The 23,366-nt window shown below is 34.3% G+C and carries 22 protein-coding genes and 1 pseudogene; 4 read left to right on the top strand and 19 right to left on the bottom strand.

What is annotated here, in order from left to right; all coding sequences use genetic code 11:
* Nucleotides 1-38 precede the first annotated feature (38 nt).
* The 16 genes from IPH66_06915 to IPH66_06840 all read right to left on the bottom strand — a co-directional run bounded on the left by IPH66_06915 (nucleotide 39) and on the right by IPH66_06840 (nucleotide 13,040).
* Nucleotides 39-449: a hypothetical protein gene (locus IPH66_06915; protein MBK7129080.1), complete on the bottom strand. Its 411-nt coding sequence runs from the start codon at nucleotides 447-449 to the stop codon at nucleotides 39-41.
* Between the two features lie 315 nt (nucleotides 450-764).
* Complete coding sequence (locus IPH66_06910; GenBank protein MBK7129079.1) at nucleotides 765-1,877, bottom strand: hypothetical protein; 1,113 nt, start codon at nucleotides 1,875-1,877, stop codon at nucleotides 765-767.
* A gap of 115 nt (nucleotides 1,878-1,992) precedes the next feature.
* Nucleotides 1,993-2,904 (bottom strand): hypothetical protein, encoded by a 912-nt coding sequence (locus tag IPH66_06905; protein MBK7129078.1) that lies wholly within the window; start codon nucleotides 2,902-2,904, stop codon nucleotides 1,993-1,995.
* Between the two features lie 21 nt (nucleotides 2,905-2,925).
* Nucleotides 2,926-3,381, bottom strand: a complete 456-nt coding sequence (locus IPH66_06900; GenBank protein ID MBK7129077.1) for a hypothetical protein — start codon at nucleotides 3,379-3,381, stop codon at nucleotides 2,926-2,928.
* Nucleotides 3,374-5,020 carry a hypothetical protein gene (locus IPH66_06895; protein ID MBK7129076.1) on the bottom strand — a complete coding sequence of 549 codons (1,647 nt, stop codon included), beginning with the start codon at nucleotides 5,018-5,020 and terminating at the stop codon, nucleotides 3,374-3,376. The genes IPH66_06900 and IPH66_06895 overlap by 8 nt, the downstream gene beginning before the upstream one ends.
* Before the next feature lie 710 nt (nucleotides 5,021-5,730).
* On the bottom strand, nucleotides 5,731-6,414 hold the full coding sequence (locus IPH66_06890) for a hypothetical protein (GenBank protein MBK7129075.1): 684 nt from the start codon (nucleotides 6,412-6,414) through the stop codon (nucleotides 5,731-5,733).
* 23 nt (nucleotides 6,415-6,437) lie between these two features.
* Complete coding sequence (locus IPH66_06885; GenBank protein MBK7129074.1) at nucleotides 6,438-7,103, bottom strand: TIR domain-containing protein; 666 nt, start codon at nucleotides 7,101-7,103, stop codon at nucleotides 6,438-6,440.
* A 10-nt stretch (nucleotides 7,104-7,113) separates the two neighbouring features.
* Nucleotides 7,114-7,449 carry a hypothetical protein gene (locus IPH66_06880; GenBank protein MBK7129073.1) on the bottom strand — a complete coding sequence of 112 codons (336 nt, stop codon included), beginning with the start codon at nucleotides 7,447-7,449 and terminating at the stop codon, nucleotides 7,114-7,116.
* Nucleotides 7,446-7,748 carry a hypothetical protein gene (locus IPH66_06875; protein ID MBK7129072.1) on the bottom strand — a complete coding sequence of 101 codons (303 nt, stop codon included), beginning with the start codon at nucleotides 7,746-7,748 and terminating at the stop codon, nucleotides 7,446-7,448. The genes IPH66_06880 and IPH66_06875 overlap by 4 nt, the downstream gene beginning before the upstream one ends.
* Nucleotides 7,748-8,266, bottom strand: coding sequence for a TIR domain-containing protein (locus IPH66_06870; GenBank protein MBK7129071.1), 519 nt, complete (start codon nucleotides 8,264-8,266; stop codon nucleotides 7,748-7,750). Before IPH66_06870 ends, IPH66_06875 begins: the two co-directional genes overlap by 1 nt.
* A 5-nt stretch (nucleotides 8,267-8,271) precedes the next feature.
* Complete coding sequence (locus tag IPH66_06865; GenBank protein ID MBK7129070.1) at nucleotides 8,272-8,847, bottom strand: hypothetical protein; 576 nt, start codon at nucleotides 8,845-8,847, stop codon at nucleotides 8,272-8,274.
* Entirely contained in the window at nucleotides 8,844-10,022 is a 1,179-nt protein-coding gene (locus IPH66_06860) for a toll/interleukin-1 receptor domain-containing protein (protein ID MBK7129069.1), read from the bottom strand. The genes IPH66_06865 and IPH66_06860 overlap by 4 nt, the downstream gene beginning before the upstream one ends.
* Complete coding sequence (locus IPH66_06855) at nucleotides 10,019-10,639, bottom strand: toll/interleukin-1 receptor domain-containing protein (protein ID MBK7129068.1); 621 nt, start codon at nucleotides 10,637-10,639, stop codon at nucleotides 10,019-10,021. Before IPH66_06855 ends, IPH66_06860 begins: the two co-directional genes overlap by 4 nt.
* Nucleotides 10,640-10,847: 208 nt before the next feature.
* Nucleotides 10,848-11,666: a PD-(D/E)XK nuclease domain-containing protein gene (locus tag IPH66_06850; GenBank protein ID MBK7129067.1), complete on the bottom strand. Its 819-nt coding sequence runs from the start codon at nucleotides 11,664-11,666 to the stop codon at nucleotides 10,848-10,850.
* A gap of 24 nt (nucleotides 11,667-11,690) precedes the next feature.
* Nucleotides 11,691-11,933: a hypothetical protein gene (locus tag IPH66_06845; GenBank protein MBK7129066.1), complete on the bottom strand. Its 243-nt coding sequence runs from the start codon at nucleotides 11,931-11,933 to the stop codon at nucleotides 11,691-11,693.
* Nucleotides 11,934-11,993: 60 nt separating this feature from the next.
* Nucleotides 11,994-13,040: a DUF4935 domain-containing protein gene (locus IPH66_06840; GenBank protein MBK7129065.1), complete on the bottom strand. Its 1,047-nt coding sequence runs from the start codon at nucleotides 13,038-13,040 to the stop codon at nucleotides 11,994-11,996.
* 424 nt (nucleotides 13,041-13,464) lie between these two features.
* Here IPH66_06840 and IPH66_06835 point away from each other — a divergent pair, with 424 nt between their 5' ends.
* A complete protein-coding gene (locus IPH66_06835; protein ID MBK7129064.1) occupies nucleotides 13,465-14,745 on the top strand; it encodes a T9SS type A sorting domain-containing protein in 1,281 nt (426 codons plus the stop codon).
* 72 nt (nucleotides 14,746-14,817) lie between these two features.
* Here the strand turns inward: IPH66_06835 and IPH66_06830 are convergent, their stop codons facing one another.
* The 3 genes and pseudogenes from IPH66_06830 to IPH66_06820 form a co-directional block, all read right to left on the bottom strand.
* Nucleotides 14,818-15,321, bottom strand: coding sequence for a hypothetical protein (locus IPH66_06830; GenBank protein MBK7129063.1), 504 nt, complete (start codon nucleotides 15,319-15,321; stop codon nucleotides 14,818-14,820).
* 875 nt (nucleotides 15,322-16,196) lie between these two features.
* Nucleotides 16,197-16,781: a hypothetical protein gene (locus IPH66_06825; GenBank protein MBK7129062.1), complete on the bottom strand. Its 585-nt coding sequence runs from the start codon at nucleotides 16,779-16,781 to the stop codon at nucleotides 16,197-16,199.
* A gap of 345 nt (nucleotides 16,782-17,126) precedes the next feature.
* Nucleotides 17,127-18,334, bottom strand: a pseudogene (locus IPH66_06820) (IS4 family transposase).
* Nucleotides 18,335-18,600: 266 nt separating this feature from the next.
* Between IPH66_06820 and IPH66_06815 the strand changes: the two are divergent.
* From IPH66_06815 to IPH66_06805, 3 genes are read left to right on the top strand one after another with little or no spacing between them, the layout of a single operon-like run.
* On the top strand, nucleotides 18,601-22,329 hold the full coding sequence (locus tag IPH66_06815; GenBank protein MBK7129061.1) for a hypothetical protein: 3,729 nt from the start codon (nucleotides 18,601-18,603) through the stop codon (nucleotides 22,327-22,329).
* 9 nt (nucleotides 22,330-22,338) lie between these two features.
* A complete protein-coding gene (locus IPH66_06810) occupies nucleotides 22,339-22,959 on the top strand; it encodes a hypothetical protein (protein ID MBK7129060.1) in 621 nt (206 codons plus the stop codon).
* Nucleotides 22,960-22,964: 5 nt separating this feature from the next.
* Nucleotides 22,965-23,354, top strand: a complete 390-nt coding sequence (locus IPH66_06805) for a hypothetical protein (protein ID MBK7129059.1) — start codon at nucleotides 22,965-22,967, stop codon at nucleotides 23,352-23,354.
* The last annotated feature ends 12 nt before the right edge of the window (nucleotides 23,355-23,366 follow it).

Genomic DNA, 23,366 nt, shown 5'->3' with positions numbered 1-23,366 from the left:
AAATTTAATTATGTAAAGGCAGAGGCTGAATAAAAAGGTTATTTGAGTATCTGATACATCAATGATTTTTTAGCCTGTTTTATCAATATAATTTGTTCTTGAATAATTTTTGATTTTTCATTAAGCAGTTTTATCATTGAAATATTTTTTTCGAATTGCTGTGGCTGTAATTCAATTTTTGTCAAGGCGATTTTTACAACATTTTTCAAATCATCCAATCTGATAAATGGAATTACAGAACCGGTTAAAAAGGGATGAAAAAATAATCCTTGCCACAGACCGTAAAACAACCAGTACATTTTTTGTTTTTCTTCATCATTCTTACAAATGCATACGAAACAATTCGGACATGGTACATCCATTGGTTTACCGCTATTGCTTCCTTTGGAAAGAATAAAAAAATGTGCATCAGCATAAGTGTTTTTGATTTTGTGTGTTTTGATTTGCATGGTTTACGAGCATTAAAAATTATGCTCTACCCGTCTTGCTCCGCTACGCTTCGCAGATATATTAAAACAAAAGACAAAAACAAAAACCGAAAAAAATAAAAAAGAAAGCCTACTGACAGACGGGCAGGATAGGTTGTCAAGGTTTTTGTAAAAAAAATACTACCCGAATGGAAGAAACCATTGTATCTTAAAAAAAGTAAAATGAGGTGTGGAGATTTTTTTTGCAAAACCCGGAGGGCTTGACCTTGAAAACCGAAACGCGCAGGCATGTGCGTGTGCCCGCCTAAATTTGCGGAGTTTTTTTATTTATAAAGTCTAACGAAATAAATGCTCAGTGTGCAATCCAAAGAATGATGGTTCTCCCATATTTTCAGGAAGTAAATATTCACATGATGTGCATTTGGAAAAGTAATAATCTGTTGATTTGGAAAAATTTGGTAAATCGCGTGTCATTTTTTTGTAAACGACAAGTGTTTTGATACCACAACAAGGGCACTTTTTTATGTCATGGAAATGTTCATTTTGTTTTTCGGATTCAGCAAAACGAAAACATCTGTCAAGTGCCTTTTCATAATATGGTTCGGTATATGATCTATTATTTGGTAATAATGGGTCAAAATAAAAACGACCTCTGCCCAATTCTTTTAAGTGCGCAATACGGAATAAGTTAGTTTTCAATTTGTCTGTTTTGGGATTCAGATAAAAATCGTTATGGCTAAATTCAATTTTCAAAAATTCATCGAGTAAATCAATACCTGATGGAGTATTAAAGTAATGCGGAGTGTAATTCTTTAAAATGTCTTTTTCTGCGTCAAGAATGCTTTTTATCAAAGGCATTATCCTTTGAGTGACTAAAAAATCTAATGCAAAGATATTTGGCAGGGTTTTGCCATTATGAATTATCCTGTTGCGCCAAGTTGCTAAACGAATCATTGTATCATCAGCAATCAGGAATTCAAATTTTAATGCAATTTGATTTTTATCATTTGTAGGATTTTCTTTAGCGTATTTAATCGCGGCTTTTATTCTCTTGTTAGCTTCTGAAAATTCTATTGTTTGAACATTTTCAGCTGACAAAGAACCATTCAAATAGTCAATAACTTGTTTTTCATTTTCTAAAAACTTGACTGCTAAAAAAGGATCTATCCGTGAAAGAATATCCTTCAACAATAATTCAAAAAACCTATGTAGTCCGAGAATTGTAGAGACAGTTGCGTCAGGATTGCCGAAACTGAAAGCAATAGCTTCACGACTCCAATCATCATGTAAAATAAGAAGGGCGATTGACTGTTTCTTATCAGCGATGGTTTCATAATAACTGCGCATACCTTCATTAAGAGATTGATAATATATTGGTGGAATGACCTCGAAGTCTTTTCCAATTCTGACGTCATTGTCTTCAAAAAAGTTGTCAAGTGTTTTACCCATCTTTAGTGTTTTAGTAAAGATATGAAAAGTGTTTAGAGGTTGTAGCGTCTGTAGCAAGTATGAGGAAAGTTGCGACAAAGAGTATAGCGCAACGAAATGGATTACCAACAATCATTTAACCGCTAATTGTTGTTGGCTCAGAATCCATAAAGAACTCACCATTATTGAAATGAAAACGGAATTTAAATTTAACCGAGGAACCTGGCATTGTTTCGTAAAAGTTCAACAGCTGAATATAGAAACGGAATGGTGTTGATGGAAGCAGTATGACGGGATCATCGAATTTTTTTGTATTTATCTCATTTCTCATATTGACTTCAAAAACTATCTTACCTGATGATTTTAAATGACGCTCTTCTGGAAGTCCAGAAAGTGAAGACCAAGATTCAAGAAAAATCACATCGATACTGTTTAATAAATACGTAAATGAAGAATCATTCAAAAATGTAAAATCAAATAGTAAGTCATCATCATGAGTGAATTTAATCAGCCTGAATAAATCAACATCATAATTGAAGAGTTCCGGAAAATATTTTTTACCTAAGAAAGGATATTTTAAGGCCAGTGAAACTATATGTGAATGCCCCATGTGATTAATTACCGTTTTGATTTCGAAAATATCGGCATCGGGCATTTTTACTTTTTTCGCTTCCTGAATTTCTACTTCCTTGAACCAAGCAAGGTCGTGTTTGTTTAAGTCATCCGGTGTGACAATTTTTAATTCACGCAGTTCACCAAATTTATTGATGCCGGAACGAATAGCTTCTACTATTTTGGTTTTATGGTTTGAACTTAATGGGCTGGGATAAAATTTGAATTGATATCCTATTGTGTAATCATGCTCTTCGGAAATTATGCAATCAACCCCTTTGTAGTCACCTGCCGCATCCGAAAATGTTGTGATTTTGTTGCCTTCTTTTTTAGATTCTTCAATTAACAATAAATTCAGGAAACGAGCAAACTCATTTCCTCCTTCACTTCCTGCTTTGATTCTTTTACTTAATGATGTTACGTTGGGTATTGACATAAATTTATTTTGCAGTTGTGATTAATCAATAAGTGTTGGGTTGAAATACTTATTGATTTTTGGTAAATCAACGTCAAAAAGTATAAAGTAGACCTCATCTTTATCAATAATTGAAGATACTTTCATTCTATGCTTCCCATCTGCAGGAACAAGATGATTATACCCATTATCTATCAGCATAGGTGGAATTAAATAAACTCCGTTCTCCCAATACTCTAGTACTTTTTGCAATTTGTCTGGGTCTTGTTGATTGGAAAACAACTTGTCGTTATTGTAAAGTTTTTCATAACCATCATCAAGGGCTTTGTGCAAATCTGTCAAGGAAGATTTATAAATGTGAAAACCATTATTGATGTATTTATCCGTTAATGAATCGGGTTGTGAGGATAAATCGATATCCGCAATTCTTTGGTGCCATAGGGGTCTAATTTTCCTGATCTCTTCAATTGGCAACTTCTTGTAATTTTTTTTAGTCATTACCTTCTAGTAAAATTGGTTTTGTAAAATAGGGATGCTGAACCATCATAACGCTATCATCGGTTTCGTAAATAATTGTTGGAAATTCGTGATTACCGTCTAAAAAATCCGGAAGTTGGTTTAGTGTTATAGCATGGTATCGACCGTTAAACATATAAAACGTTGGCGTGTTTATCAAAAAAACACCTTGAACTGAGAAGTCAGTTAAATCCAAGTCTGTTTGATTATACACGATACTTAAATGTTCTTGGATAATCCTTCCATTATTTTTTACCCATGTTACTTTTCTTGATAATTGTGGTTCGTGATCCCTAGTAAAGTTAGTATGGTCCGCTCTATAGCCAATTGCTTCATATCTCGCCCTATTGTATTTGGTATCGGCCACGAAAATGGTTTTAGAAGTTTTGTGCACGATAATAAAGTCTATTTCACCGACTCCATTGATAATTATATTGACATTTATTCCGTTCAGTTGCTTAAATGACTCAATATTTCTGCAGTAAAGAAGTCCTTTTGTTTTGACTATAGCTTCAATTTTATCTTCAAGAATTTTGTCATGGTCGTTTCCTTTCTGATTCATAAACTTCAGCATACATGCGTTTGCCAACCATTCTTTTGGCAATGCATTCCAGTGAAGTGCATTTGTTGCAATAACCATCATACTTTCGGCAAATTTCTCTTGCCCAACTAATGCTCTTTCCTCGCCACCAACATTGTAGACCAAAATTGGGCGGTACATGTATCTGTCCATAGAATAGGGCTTATAAATTGCATTCTCCAAAGACAGCTTATTGGATCTCGAAATCGTCAATCCATCATAAAACAACTTTGCTTCCTCTTCTTTAACACCAGTTACTTGGATTAAGTTTAGAGGCAAAACATGAGGTTGAATTGTCTGAAGAGTTGGACTTTCGGGACTATGGAGTTTTTTTATTTCGAATATCACTCCCCCTGCAAAATTATAATCAAGACCAAAACAATTTTCAATTGCATCTTTCAAATCACGCATTGCTTGTTCATCGAAAACAGCCTGCTTATACGCATCTATGAGTTGTGGAAATAGCTGATCGTATGCAACACCATAATGGTGTTGCCATTGAATAGATAGAAAACCTTCTTCATTGAATCCAATTTTATGACATTCCTCGACCATTTTTTGGAAAGCTATATGATCTCCGAAACCATACATCCAAGTTCCGATATAAATTAACTCTTGCATTTTACAATCCATGCGATAAACTTCAGCAGGATTTGTGCGACTACCCCAAGCCAAATCAATATCACATCCTTGTTCCAGTACAAGTTTTAAAATACGTCTGTACATTGCAAAATCCTTTGAGTTAATCGTATGCAATTTAAAGCCGTTTAAAATTTTTAAATACAGTTTTATTGATTCTTCATGTAGCAGAAAAGTGTATAAGAAAAAACCAAGATTTTTCTCTTCGTAAATAAGTTTTTTGAACTCGTCACATAAAAACTGAAAGGAATCCAATAAGATTGGTTCTACTTCTGAATGGTTTTTGAATTCTCGTTCCCCATATTTCTCTTTAATATATTCCGATAATTTCCCCCAATGCTTTTCACGAGGTGATGTATCAAAATTAATTACTGGATGTCCATCAATATATACTCTTGGCATTTGATTGGGTTTGGAATTACGAATTTACGAATTATAATGCGTGTAGGACGGTTATAGCGCCTGCGGCAAGGGTGGGAGAAGTGACGGCAATGAGTGAAGTGAAACGGAACGGATTACCGGCACTTGTGCAGCTTTAGCGAGCCGCCTGCGAGCGGAGCTGAGGGTGGAAGCCCGAGAGCAATGAGGAACGAATTGCGGGGGCGACCTATGTTGCCAGTGTGGCAAAATAGAAAAAGTCCGCGAAGCGACCTTAGTTGATGCCACACGATAGACAACACAAGGCTGGTTTGGAGCATTAGCGATAGAATGTGGGATGAAATGCGCAAGACCAGACGCAGCCCGAAGCGACACGCAGGCGAGCTAAAATTATGAGCAGCCGATGGACTGACAAGCTACTGAAAGAAATGGAGTGAGGATTGCCCGGAGAATGAGCACCGCTGTTTTCAATTTATTTTGCGAATGAACGGGGCAACCGCAACGGAATTTATGAAGTGGCTTGGCAGGACAAAGCAGGCTGCTATGAGGAAGATGGAGGAACGAAAAAAGCATGACAAGCTGAGGAACGAACCCGAAGGGCGGCACAGCTTATTTTTTAGCCTTTGAAAAAAGAAATTCTAAAAATGGGCCGTGCCGGCTTGGCGTGATTTTTTGCTGACGACTGATGACGAATGCCGAATAACCTGTCGAGGGGATTTGTTCGAATAGTATTTTTACAAACCATTATTCCAAAGAAATTTTAAAATGGTATCCTGTCCTTTAAAATTCATCCTTTGTATTGTTCTGAAAAGAAAGTGACCATAGAATTTCATGAATGAATTAAAGTTTTTAGAGCTGCAGAAATATAGCCGATCGAAATTTTTCAAATCTTTGCGTTTAATTACCATACCCTGATAAACAAAAATTCCCTTTCTATAACGATAGACCATGAAAGCACCATCTTTGCTTTTATTGATGTTGGCAGGAAGAACGAAATTTTGGTCAAATTTTTCGAAGGCTATGTCATTTCTTATTCTAAAGTGTTTTCCGCCTTTTTTGATTTTAAAAAAATCAGGAATTTGCTCATCATTTCCAGAAATCGGAAAAAGAATACAATTGTATCGTTTAAGTTTCCCTACGTTTATTTTATGCTGAAACCAATATTTTTGAAGACCGAACACAGTAGCTTTACTAATATATACCATAGCACGAAAAAGGCTATAATGTGGGATTTTAATTAAAGTTTTTTGTTCTCCATTATTCCTTGTTAAATGTAAATCAAGAATCTTAGATTTAAGTCCAAAATGTAATGTATAATGGAAAGCTTTATCAGATCCCAAAATCAACTTTTCTTTACCTGAAGTACTTACAATTTTTAGAAAGCCCTTGGAAAGTTGTTCCAACTCTTTATTTTGCATTGACCTGCTTTACAACAAATTTATTATTTAACTGTCTTTACAATTTCGTATTTGCTAATGTTCTTTCGAATATCCAAAGCTATCTCAACATAAAAATTCAATTTTCCTACAAAATTTTCCCATTTTACTGAATGTATATAAGAAAAATAACCGCTGTATATTTTTGACCCGTTACAAATACTACTGTTCGCTTCTCTATCAATTAAATTGAACATATTATCCCTAAGAATTTGAAACAATGTATCCGTTTTATAGGTGGTGCTATTACATGCTGAGTTGTATTCCAAGAAGTAATCATAGCTGCCATTTTCATCAGGAAGTACAACCGCAAGTATGGCATTTGTCTTACTCTTACCGCCAAATCTTGATTGTTCTTTCAAAGAATAAGAAATCTCCCAAGGAATCCATTGTTCTTTTTCTGAAATGTAATATTCCTTCATTCCTTTTGAAATTAGAACGATGGTCACTGAACTGTCAAAAATTTTATCTCCCAGTTTTGAGCCGATTGTAGCATCAGCCAATGAACCTATGTCCTCATTATCATTTTCTCCCTTATAAATATGATCGCCCGCTTCAATCATTTTTTCAATTTTGTCAACGTAATCTCTTGCAGTTGTAGGATAACAACCAGATATCTGTAGTACTTGACGATCGGAGTGTTTATAGGAAACGAAAATTTTGTTTGCCATATGTTTTTATTTAGAGGTAATTATTATTAAAGGTTTTTACATCATTATTATCATTGTAAGTAACGGCACCACCTGAGATGCCACCTGCTGCCAAACCAATAATAATGCCTAGAGGACCCGCTAAAATGCCAAGCAATCCACCTCCAATAGTAGTCGCAATTGGCATGTTATTTTTTGTTGATTCGGCTCTTACCAAATTTACATGAACTTGATTTTTTGAACGACAATGGACACAAATTATTGAAAAAGTAATGCCCCAAGCTCTTGACAATTGATATCTTGTTTTAGCTTCGGAAGCCAAATAAACTTTACGCGAGCAAGAATTGCAATTACAAAATATTTTCATTTGGATAATTGTTCGGTTATGGTTTCAAAAAATTGTTCAATGTTTTCCTTGTTTTTACCCCAGTCATAAATCTGTAGTCCAACCTTACCTTCAGAACTTACCTCTACTACTGTTTCGTTTTTCATTTCACTTATTTGAACCACGAAATTTTCGCCAAATGACCACAATGAAGCTCCAATTTTAAATTTTATTATTCCTGTTCCGATATCCTCTTTGTTTATTTTAAATCCAAGTTGTATTGCTGTTTTGTGGCAATTGACATAAACAATATTGTAAGAGTTTTTAAATACCTTTTTCATTATGACTTGTAATTGTTTCGAATTTCAATTGCATTTTCAATCCATTTTTCCAAGTTGCTTTTTATGTCATTATAAGGGTCACTTGAATTTGGATTATGGCAGCTAACATAGTCAGACATATTCTTGCCATCTACTGTAAAAGAGTCGAAGGGGTTAGTTCCTTTGTTACATTTTCCACTTGAAAACGGATTCTCTTTTATTTTTTTTGCGCATTTAAGATTATGAATGTATATACCTAGAACCCCTTTGCCTTCGTTCCAAGCCTTTTTAATTTCATATCTAACCCAAGGACGTGCTGCTGTTTCTTCTCCGACCAAAACGACTACGCAGGTTCTGTTTTGCATATTGTCATTGATCCATTTTTCAATTGCTTTGTCTCCGCCTTTTTTTACTTCCTCCCAATTATTGGCTGATACAGGTTCGTTTTCTTCTAGCGCGCCAATATTTCTTATTTGCTGAACGCGAAAAACGTCATTTTGATAGTGAAAACTGTAGAATATTTTTCTTTTTGTTGCCATTTTTATTAGAAGTTTATTTGGTCTTTTAGTAATGATTTAAAAAGGGTCATGTAAGCGTAATCGTTCAATAGTCTTGGGTCTGGATTGACCAAATATTTATCGTGAATAATTTTTGCTGCAGCTCCTGTACTGGCTACTGGAAGCAACAATGCGCTTGGGTGAGTTTGTCGAAATAAATTAAATTCTTCTTCAATACCGTCCATACCTCCGATAAAAATTCCCGCTTTGTATGGGTGGTTTTTAATCATACTATTTCTCATCAATTCTAAGCTTGAGCCAAGAGTTTCTTTCTTATCTGTTATAACAACATTTTCAAAAAATAAATTATCTTTTGGGAAGGTGTCTTTGAACCATTCGGATTGATATAATGTAATGTGCTCTTTTAAATCGGCATTCATTTTACGCATTACATAATGAATGAGTGGTGTAATTGCCGGATGGCCACCCCAAACTAAATGTGACTTTGGAATGACAACTGTGGCTAGCGCTCTCACTGCATCCCTTATCGCGATAACGTCAGCGGTATCGATGTATTTTCGGTGTCTTTCCTGGACGGGAATACTAGCAGATAAAAATATCATGACTTAAATTTTTTTAACCATTTATCTCTTTCTAAAATTTTAATAGTTTTCACAGGCAAGTGACCGTCTAGCCACTTTAAATGTTTCAGCCATTTCTCTCGAATATTAATGTGATCATAAAGCAAATAGATGTTTTTTGGTTTATGAAACTTGATTGACTCAATTAATTCTTCCGATTGATTGTATGTGTATGCATGGGGTACTCCGATCGAGGGAATAATAACCACTTCTGAACCATCTGAATGAACAACATTAATAAATCTTTCAGGTTGAAGATGTGCCGAAACACCTTCATTTTTTGCCGAATTCATGAACTCGGAAATAATATTGTCCTGTCTTGCACCAAGTGATCTGGCTCTTAACGATTCTGTTTTGCTAATAATATCTGCAATTGTAGATTCAATCAAATGACCTTTTGAATCAGCATAGTTTTTATTTTCAAAATCGCTTTCACTTAATTGTAAAGGAATACATAACTCAGAACTTCTTTCAGGATTATGATGAGGCCATATTACCTGGAGAATTCCGATTGACATTGCGGACGCTTTAGCAAGCTCTTCTTTTGTCCAATCACTTTCGAGAAATCCTTTTGTATTTAATAAAACTACAACATCAGTGTCCACAAGCCGATGCCATAATTCATCTTGAAATACTTCACCTTGCCGTATACTATGCGTGTCTAAAAAAACATCAAAACCTGCTTGCTCAAGTTTTTCAAATAATTGTATTGCAACTCCCGTTGATTCTGTTCTTTTGTAACTGATAAATAAGCGTCTTGATAACCTCAACAAGGATAATCCCTCAAGAATGCGGCTGACCAGCGCTTCAATATTAGTTGCATCTTTTAACTCAAATCCATTAATCGGATGAAGTTTTTCTGGAGTGAGTTTTTTAAAAATATCTATGTCCCTAACAATCGGCAAAATTAAATTCGAACCGGAAATAAGTGTTTCGAGAATATCTAAATTTGGAAAGTTTGAATCATCTCCGCCAAAATAAAGACCGACTGTCGGAGAATTTCCAATATAGGTGTTATTGAAATTACTCTCATCTAAAATTACCATTGAGTCACTTGAAATACCCAAATCAGAAACGCGGGTCTTTATTGTATCAATGATGTCCGATTTGAGAGAATTTAGGTGACCTATTATTACAAGTTGATACTGTGTCTTCATCTTTTATATGGTTTTATTCCGGTTAACCAGTTTTTATAAGACACATATGAATCGGATTTCTCGTAGACCCAAATTTGATCGGTATCAGTTCCTTTGATCTTACTTCTTTGAACATAATTATATAATCCGAGATATTCTGCACCTTCATAATCATATTCTGTTTGTTTTGAAATAGGAAGTATTGCTATTTTACCATTAATACCATCAAAGTAGCCCAGTTCCCATGGTATCCATATAGACTCGTAAGAGTTTTCCGAAATTGCATAAATGAGCGATTTGCAATTTTGCATTCTATCTTTTAATAACTGCGCTGTTTCTATAGTAACGTTTGACCTGTCAAGTTCAGGGTCTTCAATCCAATCTACATAAACACTATAACCCATGTCTTGAATTTCTAATCGAAGGCCCTCAACTAAAACCTCATCTTCGGAACTATGTGAAAGAAATATATCATATTGTTTTGGTACCTTAGAAAATAATCGCTGTTCATTTATCGATTTTTCTAAGAGGACTTTTGCACCGCTTTGCAACAATGACTCATTGATAAAGGTTGAGTTCCCTTTTTGCAATTGCTTCTTTACTCTTTCTCTTAAAAGTGCTTCTGTAAATAGTGCCATTTATTTTTTTTTGATGCTATAGGTCAAATACTGCTCCATGTTAGAAATTGGATTCATTTAAAGGTAATTTACTGATAAGCAATGTATTTTACAGACAAGTTGTCTGTAAAACATGTAATAATTCTCTGTAACAGTGTAAATCTGACAGTATTTAATCTGATCAGTGAGACGAGGAACAACTCTCAGCGATGCGAGGAAAGAAGAAACTCTAATTTAATTTCTCCGTCTTAAAACCATTAATATTTTTCGTGGTTTTGCTAAAACTAATCCCAATTCCAAAAATGTCTTTCTTCTCCATCGTAAATTTTAGCCTGTATTCTTTGTCCTTTATTTGTTGAAGGGCTTGTTCACTTAAATCCTTATCATCATTAAACTTAAATTCCACAATATAGATTTTATCGGAAAAACGAATTACGGCATCAATTCTGCCGTTGTTCGTCATCTCTTCTGACAGTATTTCAAAGCCAAGAAGTTTCAAAATCAAATGAATGTTTGAATGAAAAAAACCTTCGGAAAAATGTGTTATCGCATAAGAAACGGAAGCCAAAATTGCTTTAAGTATATTAATAAAATCGGGAATATTATTTGTGATAAGTTTGTAGCGAAGTTCTTGGTACGGGATTACAGTGTCTTCGTAGTCATAAATAATCTTTGTATAGTCTATGGCCTCAATAAGTTCGTTCTTAATTTTTTGGATTTCATGAATTATATAATCCGTTTCTTCTCCACCAAAATTTGCATCTAAGTATTTTTGATTTTCATTTAGGTACTTCTTGAACCAATCCAATGAAGTCAATAATGATTCAGGGGTAGCAAATTTTTGTGGTATTAAATTTTGGGAGTAAAATTTTTCTTCAACTTGGCTATGGATTCCGATTAAAAAATCCATTAAAACATTGCCATCCTTTAGCTTGTATATTCCATACTGTCGATCTCTATGAGTTGTATGGTAAAAGATGTTCAAGTCTTCAACTCTAGTTGAGAAGAAGTCAAAAAGATACTTTTCCAATCGCCTTATTTTATCCATTCTTTTGAGTTCTAAATTCTTTAATCAAATCCCTTTACTAGATTCCAGCAACAAAATTGTTCGTTTTGGAGATTGCGATGAATCTATTGTTTGAAGAACAGAAAAATTCGGGAACAAATCGTTGGCATAAAGCAGAACGTGATCCTGCAATGCAGGAGTAAACGGACGATTTAATATTTGTTCATCGAGTGCGGTTTCAGCTGAAAGATCGACTTGAATTATTTTTTGTTTTCTTGATTCTTTTAATACGATGTGGGTGGTTTTCATTTTACAGTTTTGATTTCTTTTAAACTGAATTTAGACGGACTTATTGGTTAACGGTTGCCTTTAATTTGTATCAGACAAGTTAATATCAGTTATTTCAAAGTCTGAATAGATTTGATCCTTTCGCATATCAAAATTAAAATGAATTTCAAACGTAACACTCACTTCATTGATACTTGTATACGGATCTTCACCTGGGTCTCGACAAGCATTGTATTCCAATATTTCAACTTCACAACACGCATATACTATACCTGAAATAAGAGCTGTTTCATTGAGAATTTCATATTCTACATCTCCACATTCTAGTATTTCACAACCGTAACTTATCAATTGACCGTCTAATAAGTAGTCAGTGTCCATAATATCCGAAGGGTGCATACTGTCAACCTTTTTATGAATTGCTTCTTCAATGTTTTTTTCGAACTTGCTAGTTATGATTTCAAAAGCAAAGTTGTCGTCAACGTACATTTGATTCATATAAGCTAAAAACTGATTATCCGGGCTTTCAAGTTCAGTTGCATATGTTTTTATGAAATCATACGAACTATTAATAACTGAAAATTTATTAGTGTCAATTGTTAAGTCTGAATGAATTTTTGATTTATCCTTTTTATCGCAAAAGTCAGAAGTGTTATTTGTCAATAAAATACAATTTGACGTTTGATCTGTTTCAACAAAATCAGAATAAGTTTTCCAAATTATTGCATCTTTTAACTCTGATTTTTCTTCAGTAAATGGCTTTTTACGATTAATAGCTCTATCTACAATATCAGGTAGAAATTCATTTTTGTAATGAACTATAAAAAAGTGGTCAGATGAATTTAAGCGTTTATAAAAAGTATCGAATTTGTTCAAATTCTCGCTAATGGAAATAACATTTATTTCTTGTTCAATTTTTAGTCGTTTTAGTTCTTTAATTAACTTCTGAAGTTCCTTGTTTTTGCTTTCAAGTTCTTTTTGAAATTGTCGTCTAAGTTCAAGTCTTACAATTTCAGACATGTATAAATTGAGTAAACCTACTTTGCAATATTCTAATAACTTTTTGTTTGATTTATTTTCAAAGAAGTAGTCTTGATACAATATGTTTGAGTCAATGAATATGTTCATAATTCTATTGTTTTCCTGCTATTGTATTTAATTAAAATATAATCCAAACTTTATTTTATTTATCCGAATTTTTCAGAAAGCTAAATTAAGATCGTTTCTTAATTTCAAATATACAATTTAAAACATCAATCAAAACACAGATCAGCGAGAGGAGGAACGACTCTCAGCGAAGCGGGGAAGCGGTGGCCTGCGAGAAACTCAGGCACCGAATTAGAAACAGCGAGATGACGAAGGATACTCAACGTAGTGGGGAAGCGGTGGAACCTAGAAAAAGTTTGAAAAGAATCAAAATGCAATTTGTTCTTTAAGCGATGTTTACGTAACGTTTTTGCAAAACTTCCGAATCTTATTGGGTATTCTAAATTTCTTTTCTTAACTTGCCGTCTACTAAATCATTGTGTTATAAATATTAAAGCCTATAATTATGAAAAAACTTTTACTTAGCGCAGTACTTTCTGCTTTTACTTTTTGCGGTTTTACGCAAACTTGGCAACCAATGAGTACCGGTATTGCCGGGCAAGTTAATGCAATTGTTAGTTACAACGGTTCTATTTATGCAGGTGGTTCCTTCTTATACGATGGAGCTTTTGTATTGACACTCAATAATATTTCGAAATGGAACGGTACTGCGTGGACATTGGTTGGTACCGGAATGGATAGTTATATTGAAGAAATGATTGTTTTTAATGGTGACCTCTATGCCTGCGGTGCTTTTACAACTGCCGATGGTGTTAGTGCAAATCGTATTGCTAAGTATAATGGAACAAGTTGGTCAGCACTTGGAACGGGAATGAATGGTATTGTTTACGCAATGGAAGTATATAACGGAAATCTTTATGCAGCAGGAGAATTTACAACTGCAGGTGGAGTTTCGGCAAATAATATTGCTATGTGGAACGGAACAACCTGGTCAGCAGTTGGTACAGGAACGACTGACCGAATAAATACATTGGCTGTTTTAGGAACGAATCTTTATGCAGGTGGTAGATTTGTTTCACCGGCAAGTTATATTGCAAAATGGAACGGAACGGCTTGGTCGGCAGTTGGTGCGGGTACCTCCTACTATGTATATGATATGGAAGTGCATGGAACGGAATTATTAATAGCTGGTGACTTCGCAACTCCTTACAACTTTATTACAAAGTGGAATGGTTCGGCTTTCGTTTCTGTTGGAGGTCTATCATTTGGAGAAGGGATTTGTCATACAACTGTTTCTTATGGTGGTAGTATTTATATTGGAGGAAATTATGTTGGGGGAAATTGCGTTGAAGTTTTTGGCGGATCAAATTTTGTTCCCGTAAATGCAACACCACCTTTTCCTACGGCAACTGTTTTTGATTTAGCTTCAATTAATGGCGTGTTGTATGCCGGAGGAAATTTTAATACCGGAAATTTATATGGAATTGCAACCTGGACTGCTCCAGTTGGAATTGATGACATGGAAGGAAATTTTAATTCACTGGTAGCTTATCCAAATCCATTTAATAATTCGTTTTCAGTCTCCATGGAAATTCTACAAGAAATAAATTTTACTTTGTCCATTACAAATATTTTGGGTGAAATGGTTTATACCGAAAATGTGACTAACAGCCACGGAACTTATAAAAAAGAAATAGATGCGAGCTCGTTAGAAGCCGGTATTTATTTTGTAAATATTTTTCCGGAAAATGGGTTGAACTATTCTTTGAAGTTGATTAAGGAATAGCTCAAGTCAACTCAGCGAGAGGAGGAACGACTCTCAGTGAAGCGCGGAAGCGGTGGAACAAGGAAAAGATTGCTATTCTTTACTTTGATAATAATACCATATCTCTCTAATTGAACCAACAATTTGAGTGCCTTTGATAACAAAATATTTTTCTCCTATGGCTTTAAATTCGTAATGCCAAAGGCCATATGATTCGTATGTCTTTGCAGTTTCTTCATTGATATTTTGAAATTTGCTTAAGTCTTCGCATAAGGAATATTTATAAAGAAGTGAATCATGTCGTAAATGACCACTTCTAAACTCGCTAATGAATCTTAACATATATTCTTCACAAGATTTTGTTGGAGTATCTTGAGCGAATACCATAGAAAATTCTCCTAATTCAGCTCTGAACTGTCCAAATGTTACTGTTGTGTCAAAGAAAATCTCATTTTTTGGCGATTGCATCGTATCAACTTGGTTTAGCAAATTTGCAAAACCAGCTGTATCAGTTGTGATCGATTCATTGGAATCATGGGACGATTGATAACCGAAAAGAAGAAAAAGAGACAATAAGCAGAGAATAGAATATTGCAAAGTTTTTGGTTTAAATTTATTACTTAATGGTGCACTAATCAGGTTTACTGCATACAGTTCAAATGTACAATTTTAATATATCAAGTTTTTCAGTTTATGTTATGTGTCGATTCCAATTTGCCATTTTTATATATTTCAATTTTATATAGTTTTCCGTTGACGTCATAATACTCTCTTGGGCCATTACGTAACCCTGCGCTATAACTTGAAATTATTTTTATTTTTTCGTTGCCTGTTGTTATAAAATTTCCAAGTATCCAAATTGATTTCGTTGTGTCAATAATTGAAATGATTTCAAACGGAGTCGGTTGCACGTAGGTTATGGGATGCCTTTCGCCATTTTGTAAAACAGTACAGTAGCCACAATACGGTAGTGAATCTTTCCCATAATAAAATAATCCGTTTCGGTTTACTAATTCGGAGCAATTTGGAACAAACAACATTAACTTAATTGGGTCAAAAAATGCCTGACTGTTGGTCTGATGATAAAGGAAGCTTGTGTCTGCGAAGATTTGTTCAAGATTGAAAATTTGGACGCTGTCATACCCCATTATCTCGAATTGAGGTTGCACTCGCAGACTATCTGTGCCAGATTGAGAAAATCCAATTCTCGTAAAAATGGTAAATAAAATTATTAGACTGTTCTGAATTATTTTCATAATGCAAATATTGTTGACTCCTCAACAAATAACTGACGGAGAAATGTAAAAAAAGTTGCCTTGAATCTACTACGATAAAAATCTTTACTAGGGCCTATTATCAGCGAGAGGAGGAACGACTCTCAGCGAAGCGGGGAAGCGGTGAAACCAAAAAAAATGGCTCGTTCGGGAACCGATTTTATCGTAATGGAAAGCTGCTGTTGGTATTGCAATTATTTATTCTTTGCTGTATAATTTAAGTTGTTTCAATTCATCAAAATTCTCCGGCAAGACGTAGGTATAAGTAACATGAGTTGCACCACCATTTTGTGAATCAATAATACCCCCATTATATGAAATCTGTACGGAAAGACTAGTTGTATCTTTTTGAATTATTGATGCACTCTCGATGCGTATTTTTGAAGCGCCATATTTGTTTTCAATCATTGGAAATGTATCTACACAAACAGGCTTGAAGATATTGTCAGAGATTTCTGTAAACAAAATCCCGATAACTGCCGTTTGATGTCTGTTATTGGGCTGCAATGCATAAAACCCGACAAGAATTTTTTTAGATGAATCTGATGGCATTTTTAATGCGTAAAGTGGTGCCTGTGGGTCTGTGACGGTTTCAGGTGGTTTTGATTTATTGAAGAAAACTAATAATGGATCATCTGGTACCCATTTGAATGTTCGTGAGTAGTAACCCGGTTGTATTTCTGAGGTACCAATTGAAGCTTCAAATTCTTCTTTTTCATTTGACTGACAAAAGCCAGTGGAGGTCAGAAAAAAAACGAATAAATAAACGAATATTAGTTTCATGATTTTGGCTTGTCACCTCGTTACTTTATTAGCAAACGCAAATTTGGCAATATTATTTTTTTGGTTGATTGAATACCAAAACGGTCACAACAAACGAATCAAGTAGGTTTAAATACGTAGGTATAAATACCTAATTTTTGCGTTGGGAAAGTGAAAATTAACGTTGGGAAACTGTATTTAACAAAAGTCATTTCGAATTAAACAAGGTTAAATCGAATAAGTTATTAACAATCATAATTTTATTTCACTACTGTCCGATAAAAACTAAAAGTACGTAAAAATCCTTTCAAAACCCTCATGGTTGCGTATGAAAAGCCTTGTATTTCAAAAGTAAGCCCCCTCTTTTCAGGCGGAACTAAATTCAAATTGAAGTTGTGGATCTATTTCAACTAGCCAATCTTTTTCTGGATTTTCTAGAAATTTGATCAGATGAATGTAATTGAAGAGATGCAGTCTGCAAAAGTTGGCCAGATTAGAGAAAGCCCATTTTCGTTTAATTTTTTTGTGGATAACGGTCAACAGCAGATTTACTATTAGCGTACACCAAATCTGAATTTTGATTGCATTCTCATTGTCGCCTAAAAAATATTTTAGCGGAAAGTTTTGTTTGAGCCGTTTGAAAAGTAATTCAATTTGCCATCGTTTTTTGTAAATGAGTGCTATGTGCCCTGCGTTCATCCCTTGTATGTTGGTTATAAATTCAAAGCATCTTTTGTGTTCGTCATCCCAGTAAGCAATTCTTCTGAGTTCAGTAGTTTTGAGATATTTTCCGTTGTCTTTGACTTCAACTTTTATAATTTCATCTTTCAATACACCTTCGTCAATATAGCTGGGAATATCATTTTCTACAACCAATTCATAGGTTGCATTTGATTTTAGTCTGGTGACAAAATAGATGTTGTTTTGTGTGAATTCATCAAAGGTTTTATAATCATTATATCCTTTATCAAACACAGCTATTTTGCCTTTTTCCAGCTTAAGTTTTTTAAGAAATTTTTTATCGTGTGTTGTCGCAGATGAAAACCAAATCAGTTTTGGAACCTGTTCCTGAAGATTAATTTGAGTGTGTACTTTTATGCCTCCTTTTCTTTTGCCATTGGAGGATTTTCTGCCAACACAGCTCAATAAATCACGAAACAATGAAATAGTTGTTGAATCAATAATTTCCACCCTTTGTTCCCATACATATTGTTTTCGGCTGTCCGAGATAACCCCTGAGTACTCGTTGTACAATAAATAATAAATCTCTTGAAAAACCTCATGACTCCTTCGAGCATTTGCATCACTCAACGTGCTTTTGTGCGGAATGTTTTTAACTGAAAATGATTTGTCTTTCCTTTGAGCCCAAGCATAGCACCGGCAACCTCTCGCAACGATGAACAATTGGCGAAAGTTGAAAACAACATGCTGATTAAGTGATCAGATGTGTCAAATCGTTTGGTATAATAATCAGAGTTACGGTTCTTAACCACTCTGCTTACAAGAGTTGGGTCAATTAAAGAAATCAGCTGTCCGAAAACCGACTGTCCAAAAAAGTAGTTACTTTTATTCATGTGTATTTAGTTCGTCAAAACCAAATTACACTAAAGCGGGAAATCTGTTATGGAAATCCCGCTTTTAAATTTTTTTTATCGGACAGTAGTGATTTTATTTATACTATTTTGATTACTTTGGAGTTGTAATAAGTGAAAATATCAACTTTGAAAGTGCAATAGTTTTTGGTGCGTTTGGGTTTAGTCACAATCAAAGGATGCTTTTTGAACTGAAATAAGTTTTGATTAAACTAATGCTCCGAATAGACTGATAAAAAATAAAATATATGCACTTTTTCACTGAATTGACTAAAGACACTTCTAATAACTATAATCTAGACTTTTTAAACGAAGTAGAAAGTTATGGACCCGTTGGTGGAAATAGCACCACCATATATAATGTGGGAACCAAGTTCGAACTATCCGGAACAGGAGCACCAGCAGTCATAAAGGCTATTGCTTGTCAAAATGCTACTATGTTAGTTCAGCAATCTCTAGATCCAAACTTGGTGAACGTGATTCTTAAACCAACCGTCTTACCAGAGGTTAATCAACAAGTAAAGTACTACGTGTACAGAGGCCTATTGAAAAGTAGCTTTATTTCAGCTGGGAATATTGTACCAAAAGAAACGGTTGGTATTAGTCATGCACTATTGCGCTTTTGGGGGAAGTGGGATAAGGATAGAAGCCAAGAAAGTCTACCATCAACTGATACCGCATATATTGCACCAGATGATGCCGCTTCCGTTATTGGTTATGGCTCGTCTTACGATGTTGAAGCAAATGTTGAAAATATTTTTAGTGGTTCTGTGTCAGGAATTAGTGTTTTTACTGTACTTGAAGGAGAATGGATTGGTGATTTTGGAACCCAAAATATCGTATTTGAAATAATAACTGATACTGATAATCTAAATACAAGTTTCGACACATTTAATAATTTGGTTTCAAAAAAAGTCAATTTAACTTATTTGAGTTTTCCTTTTTATCAAGTGGAATTAGGTAGCATTTATTTTCCAGGAACACCAACAAGTGAAGATTTATTTAATGTACGCCTTAAAAGAGAAGAAATATTATCATTCATAGATCCTGTTGCTTTTTTGGGAATGCACCATTCATCACCCGGATTAAAAATTGCTAAATTTCATCCTGATACATCAGATCCAAACATTTCAATTAAAGATACTTCAGAAAAGAAGACTTCAATTACATCGCTTTATAACTCTGTTCTGAGTAGATTTTCGAATAAAAACAGGGTATATCTTGATCTCAGAAGTGAAAATGGTTATTCGTATAATTTTTATCAGAATTATGATGAATTGAATGATGGTATTATTCTAAAGTATGCTTTAGATTCAGGCAGTATCGTTGATAATACTTATTACACAAACGAATGGCCCATTTTTTCTTATGACACATCTGAAACAGGCAATGTTTTTTTCAAAAGGTTCAATGTACAAATTAAACGAACCGATAACAACGACAACGGAATATTGTTTGGAGAGAACGCAAAAAATATTGGCCTTGCTCAATTTGAAGAGAAGAAACTCATCCCAACAACTTTAACGGACATATTTACTAAAAAGGTTTCTTTAAAGTATCCGGTTACGCCTGTTAGTTCTTTTCAGAATATTTCTTATTACATCAAACTACAATATTTACGACAAAAAAATCCAACATCTGCGAACGTGCCAAAATTTGAAAATTATTTAGACACCGTTTTTGCTAGTATTGATTTGGCATATGAAGACGGAGCGATTGCGGTTTTTGAAAAAAATACAGCCAATAAATTTAATCCTGTAATACTTCCAGATTTTAAATTTATTTCAAAGGCTTCTGTTTTTGAGACAGGAAATAATCTTGTCACCTTTTTAACTACTAGAACCTTTACTCATAAAGAATCTGCTAATGATTATCCGCTAATTAGTGGCGATATTAGCACGAATTCTACCGATGTTAATCAAGCCCAAATATTTCCAAAGAATGCAGTTTTTATTAAAGTTGACTTAGCTGTAGGTACAGATAACATTCCAGTTTTGGATCTGCCATTATATAATAAGGATAAAAAAACTACCAAAAAAGAAGAGTTATTTATATTATTCATAACAAAACTAGAGCTTGATAACCTAATAAATTTAGCAAACACCGAAGGTTTGTCAAAATTACATAAAAGGACTATAGTATTGAGCAATAGAACATCTGAAACTGATGACGTGCAAATTCCATACATAAAATATGAACTTAAAGTGCAAGGATTACTTCAGGCTTCTGGTTTGCAATATACAACTTCTGGGTCAGGTATATTTGTTCATTCTTTAAGTGAAAGAGTATTTTCTTCGAAGAATTCTGGAACCTTAGTTCAGGTGGAAGCTGGTTTACCCGATGCGGGATCATTACAAAAATGGTTCCATATAGGAAAATATAATTATTCTGCAGGAACAAAAAGTGTTTATTATGAGGGTAATGTTAAAAGAAGTGTCACTATAAAAGGCATATGTCGTTTTCCCGCGGACGATGAATCTGATAGCATTAGTACGGTTTTGACTGCTTATCCACTTATTGTTATTGTTCATGGTAACGGACATGACTATAGAAGTTATGAAAAAATTTGTAATCATCTAGCCAAAAATGGATTCATCACTACTAGTATACACTGCGACCTTGGTATGGAAGCTAAAGGCAGAGCTCAATTGGCTTATGAACATATTAAACAGATAAAAACTCATTTCAATTCCTCTGTTGAAAATAACATCGGTATTATGGGGCATAGCAGAGGTGGGGAAGCTGTGGTTGTCGCAGCAAATGCAATCTTAGACCCTGGTAGTAGTATATATTCGGATTTAAGTGCTATCGGCATGGAAAATCTTAAGGCTGTTATATCCCTTGCCCCAACTGATCAATATCCTAAGGTTACAAGAAGCGGAACTTTAGTTACAAGTATAATCCGAGAAACCTTAAACAAAGACGTTCCTTTTTTTGTAATATACGGATCCATGGATTATGACATCGATGGGTTTTTTTTGCTAAAAAATGAAACTGTTTCAGGCGATGACTTGTATTTACTTCATGAAGATATTCTTTTCATGCCTACTGGATTTGCACTTTATGACAGAGCGATTGGAACTACAAAGTCAAAATCTATGGCTTTTGTAATTAAAGCAAGTCATAATGGATTTGTTACGGATAACCATGACGCTACTGATAAAGGTGTTCCAACAAGAAATCTGGCATTAATTTCTGCTCAGAAGAATTTCAGTTATACTTATATGAATGCATTTTTTAGAATGCATTTGATGAACGAACCTTTTTGGGCACAATATTTTACAGGATATTACAAGCCTTATTCTGTTGGAAATGTTAATAGCTTGCATCAATTTGATGTTTATGATAGTACTCAAAAAATAATTATTGATAACATGGAAAGTCAAGCAGATTGGTTCACAAGCAGTTCTGGAAATAATGTCACACTCAATAATTTGCAAAATCAAGGGTTGGAGATAATAACACAAGGGCAATTACGAAGATTTGATAGTGATTTAATTGCTGCTATTAGTAGCGAAGGAACATCCCCACATCAGACAAGAGGAATACGCGTATATTGGAAAGGTAAAGACAAACTTATCTTCGAAACATCAAATATAGATCTCACCGCTTTTGGATATTTGAGTTTTAGGATTTCCAGTGGAGTTAGATTTGCTGATTTAAAAGGTATGAAGGCAGGACTAATCGATAATTCAAATAGTGAAAAGTATTATGACCTACCTACAATACTTAGACCCCATGTACGGTTTAATCCTGACAACGTAGGCGCTGGAAGCATTTCAAAAGGCCCTTACGCTGGTGTAAGTGGTGATTTTATTCTTAGTCCTACGAAAAACGCAATGCAAACATTAAGAATACCGCTAATTGAATTCTCATTACAAGGAGTTGATTTGACGAATATTATAGGCATAGTTTTTCAATTTCCTGAAACCAGTGTTGGAAAAGTAAATATAGATGATGTTACAATTACAAATTAATCTTCCGTTATGTTAGTATTTAAAGATATATTCTTATTCCCATTATTAGCTTCGATTCTTTATAGTTGTAGTCCGAACGAAAACGAATCCGAATACGCAATAGTCGCTAACGATATTAGAGTTGATAGTCTTTCTATAGCGATTAAAAATTTGCCAAATGATACGAATTCTATCATTTCATCTGACGGTAAATATAGGATGAGAATTTATGAGACAATAGATATCTGTGAACAATGGAGAGACAGAGAGTCAGAAGAACACCAATTTATTTGCGTTGAAATTTCGAGATTAGATGGCGAGGTATTTAGGGTAAAGGAAGGTGCAAGACACAATTCAATTGTTTTTCAAGATGTTCACTTCATAGCAAGTGCCATTTGCTATCAGCAAGCAGATACCCCAAGTAGAGATTTCCTTTGTTTTTTTCCAGTAGATGCGTTTGATAAACTTCAACCAACGATAGGATTTAGTTTTACTTATGGCCCGGAGCCTTATATGATTTTTAATGATAACGATGTTAATAATTTAGTGGAATCATTTACATCAAATTCTTTTGATGAAACTATTCCTGTGGCTGATAGTGCATGGCTTGTATCTGTAGGGCTTGGTGATTATCTTACACAAAAAAAATAACTATTATGAGCGGATTTATTTTTACAGCTGCACGCAAAGTACAATTGATTGATGATACAATGTACGAAGTAGTTCAAGTTAACGTTAAAAAAGTTAATGGAAAATTTCTGCTTACGTCTAAAGATTTATTTGTAAGGGTCTTTAATATTAACAATAATGTTACGGGATTTATAAATCAATTTTCGGGTAATCATAAAGAAATAGTAGCTTATTTTACCACTGATGCTTTTGACACAATAAATAGCAACGTTACAATAGAATTTGGTTTACACCCTTTAACCATAGACAAGTTCGAAAATATTGACATCAACAGCGTAATTACTCCATTGAGCCCAGCTGATGCAAGCTTAGGCGCACCTCAGGCCGATAATGCTTGGTTAAATTCACTTTCTTAAGATTTACTTGAA

The organism is Crocinitomicaceae bacterium (genome assembly GCA_016708105.1).
In the GTDB taxonomy this organism is placed as follows: domain Bacteria; phylum Bacteroidota; class Bacteroidia; order Flavobacteriales_D; family Crocinitomicaceae; genus JADJGJ01.
This window is presented reverse-complemented; position numbering and strand designations above follow the sequence as displayed.

Excerpts from the sequence above, each read along its gene's own strand:
- IPH66_06840 (MBK7129065.1), bottom strand. The coding sequence starts at position 13,040 with ATGAACATATTCATTGACTCAAACATATTGTATCAAGACTACTTCTTT.
- IPH66_06825 (MBK7129062.1), bottom strand. The coding sequence starts at position 16,781 with ATGAAACTAATATTCGTTTATTTATTCGTTTTTTTTCTGACCTCCACT.
- IPH66_06850 (MBK7129067.1), bottom strand. The coding sequence starts at position 11,666 with ATGGATAAAATAAGGCGATTGGAAAAGTATCTTTTTGACTTCTTCTCA.
- IPH66_06890 (MBK7129075.1), bottom strand. The coding sequence starts at position 6,414 with ATGCAAAATAAAGAGTTGGAACAACTTTCCAAGGGCTTTCTAAAAATT.
- IPH66_06810 (MBK7129060.1), top strand. The coding sequence starts at position 22,339 with ATGTTAGTATTTAAAGATATATTCTTATTCCCATTATTAGCTTCGATT.
- IPH66_06805 (MBK7129059.1), top strand. The coding sequence starts at position 22,965 with ATGAGCGGATTTATTTTTACAGCTGCACGCAAAGTACAATTGATTGAT.
- IPH66_06895 (MBK7129076.1), bottom strand. The coding sequence starts at position 5,020 with ATGCCAAGAGTATATATTGATGGACATCCAGTAATTAATTTTGATACA.
- IPH66_06910 (MBK7129079.1), bottom strand. The coding sequence starts at position 1,877 with ATGGGTAAAACACTTGACAACTTTTTTGAAGACAATGACGTCAGAATT.
- IPH66_06855 (MBK7129068.1), bottom strand. The coding sequence starts at position 10,639 with ATGGCACTATTTACAGAAGCACTTTTAAGAGAAAGAGTAAAGAAGCAA.
- IPH66_06875 (MBK7129072.1), bottom strand. The coding sequence starts at position 7,748 with ATGAAAAAGGTATTTAAAAACTCTTACAATATTGTTTATGTCAATTGC.
- IPH66_06905 (MBK7129078.1), bottom strand. The coding sequence starts at position 2,904 with ATGTCAATACCCAACGTAACATCATTAAGTAAAAGAATCAAAGCAGGA.
- IPH66_06880 (MBK7129073.1), bottom strand. The coding sequence starts at position 7,449 with ATGAAAATATTTTGTAATTGCAATTCTTGCTCGCGTAAAGTTTATTTG.
- IPH66_06915 (MBK7129080.1), bottom strand. The coding sequence starts at position 449 with ATGCAAATCAAAACACACAAAATCAAAAACACTTATGCTGATGCACAT.
- IPH66_06815 (MBK7129061.1), top strand. The coding sequence starts at position 18,601 with ATGCACTTTTTCACTGAATTGACTAAAGACACTTCTAATAACTATAAT.
- IPH66_06885 (MBK7129074.1), bottom strand. The coding sequence starts at position 7,103 with ATGGCAAACAAAATTTTCGTTTCCTATAAACACTCCGATCGTCAAGTA.
- IPH66_06900 (MBK7129077.1), bottom strand. The coding sequence starts at position 3,381 with ATGACTAAAAAAAATTACAAGAAGTTGCCAATTGAAGAGATCAGGAAA.
- IPH66_06865 (MBK7129070.1), bottom strand. The coding sequence starts at position 8,847 with ATGATATTTTTATCTGCTAGTATTCCCGTCCAGGAAAGACACCGAAAA.
- IPH66_06870 (MBK7129071.1), bottom strand. The coding sequence starts at position 8,266 with ATGGCAACAAAAAGAAAAATATTCTACAGTTTTCACTATCAAAATGAC.
- IPH66_06835 (MBK7129064.1), top strand. The coding sequence starts at position 13,465 with ATGAAAAAACTTTTACTTAGCGCAGTACTTTCTGCTTTTACTTTTTGC.
- IPH66_06845 (MBK7129066.1), bottom strand. The coding sequence starts at position 11,933 with ATGAAAACCACCCACATCGTATTAAAAGAATCAAGAAAACAAAAAATA.
- IPH66_06860 (MBK7129069.1), bottom strand. The coding sequence starts at position 10,022 with ATGAAGACACAGTATCAACTTGTAATAATAGGTCACCTAAATTCTCTC.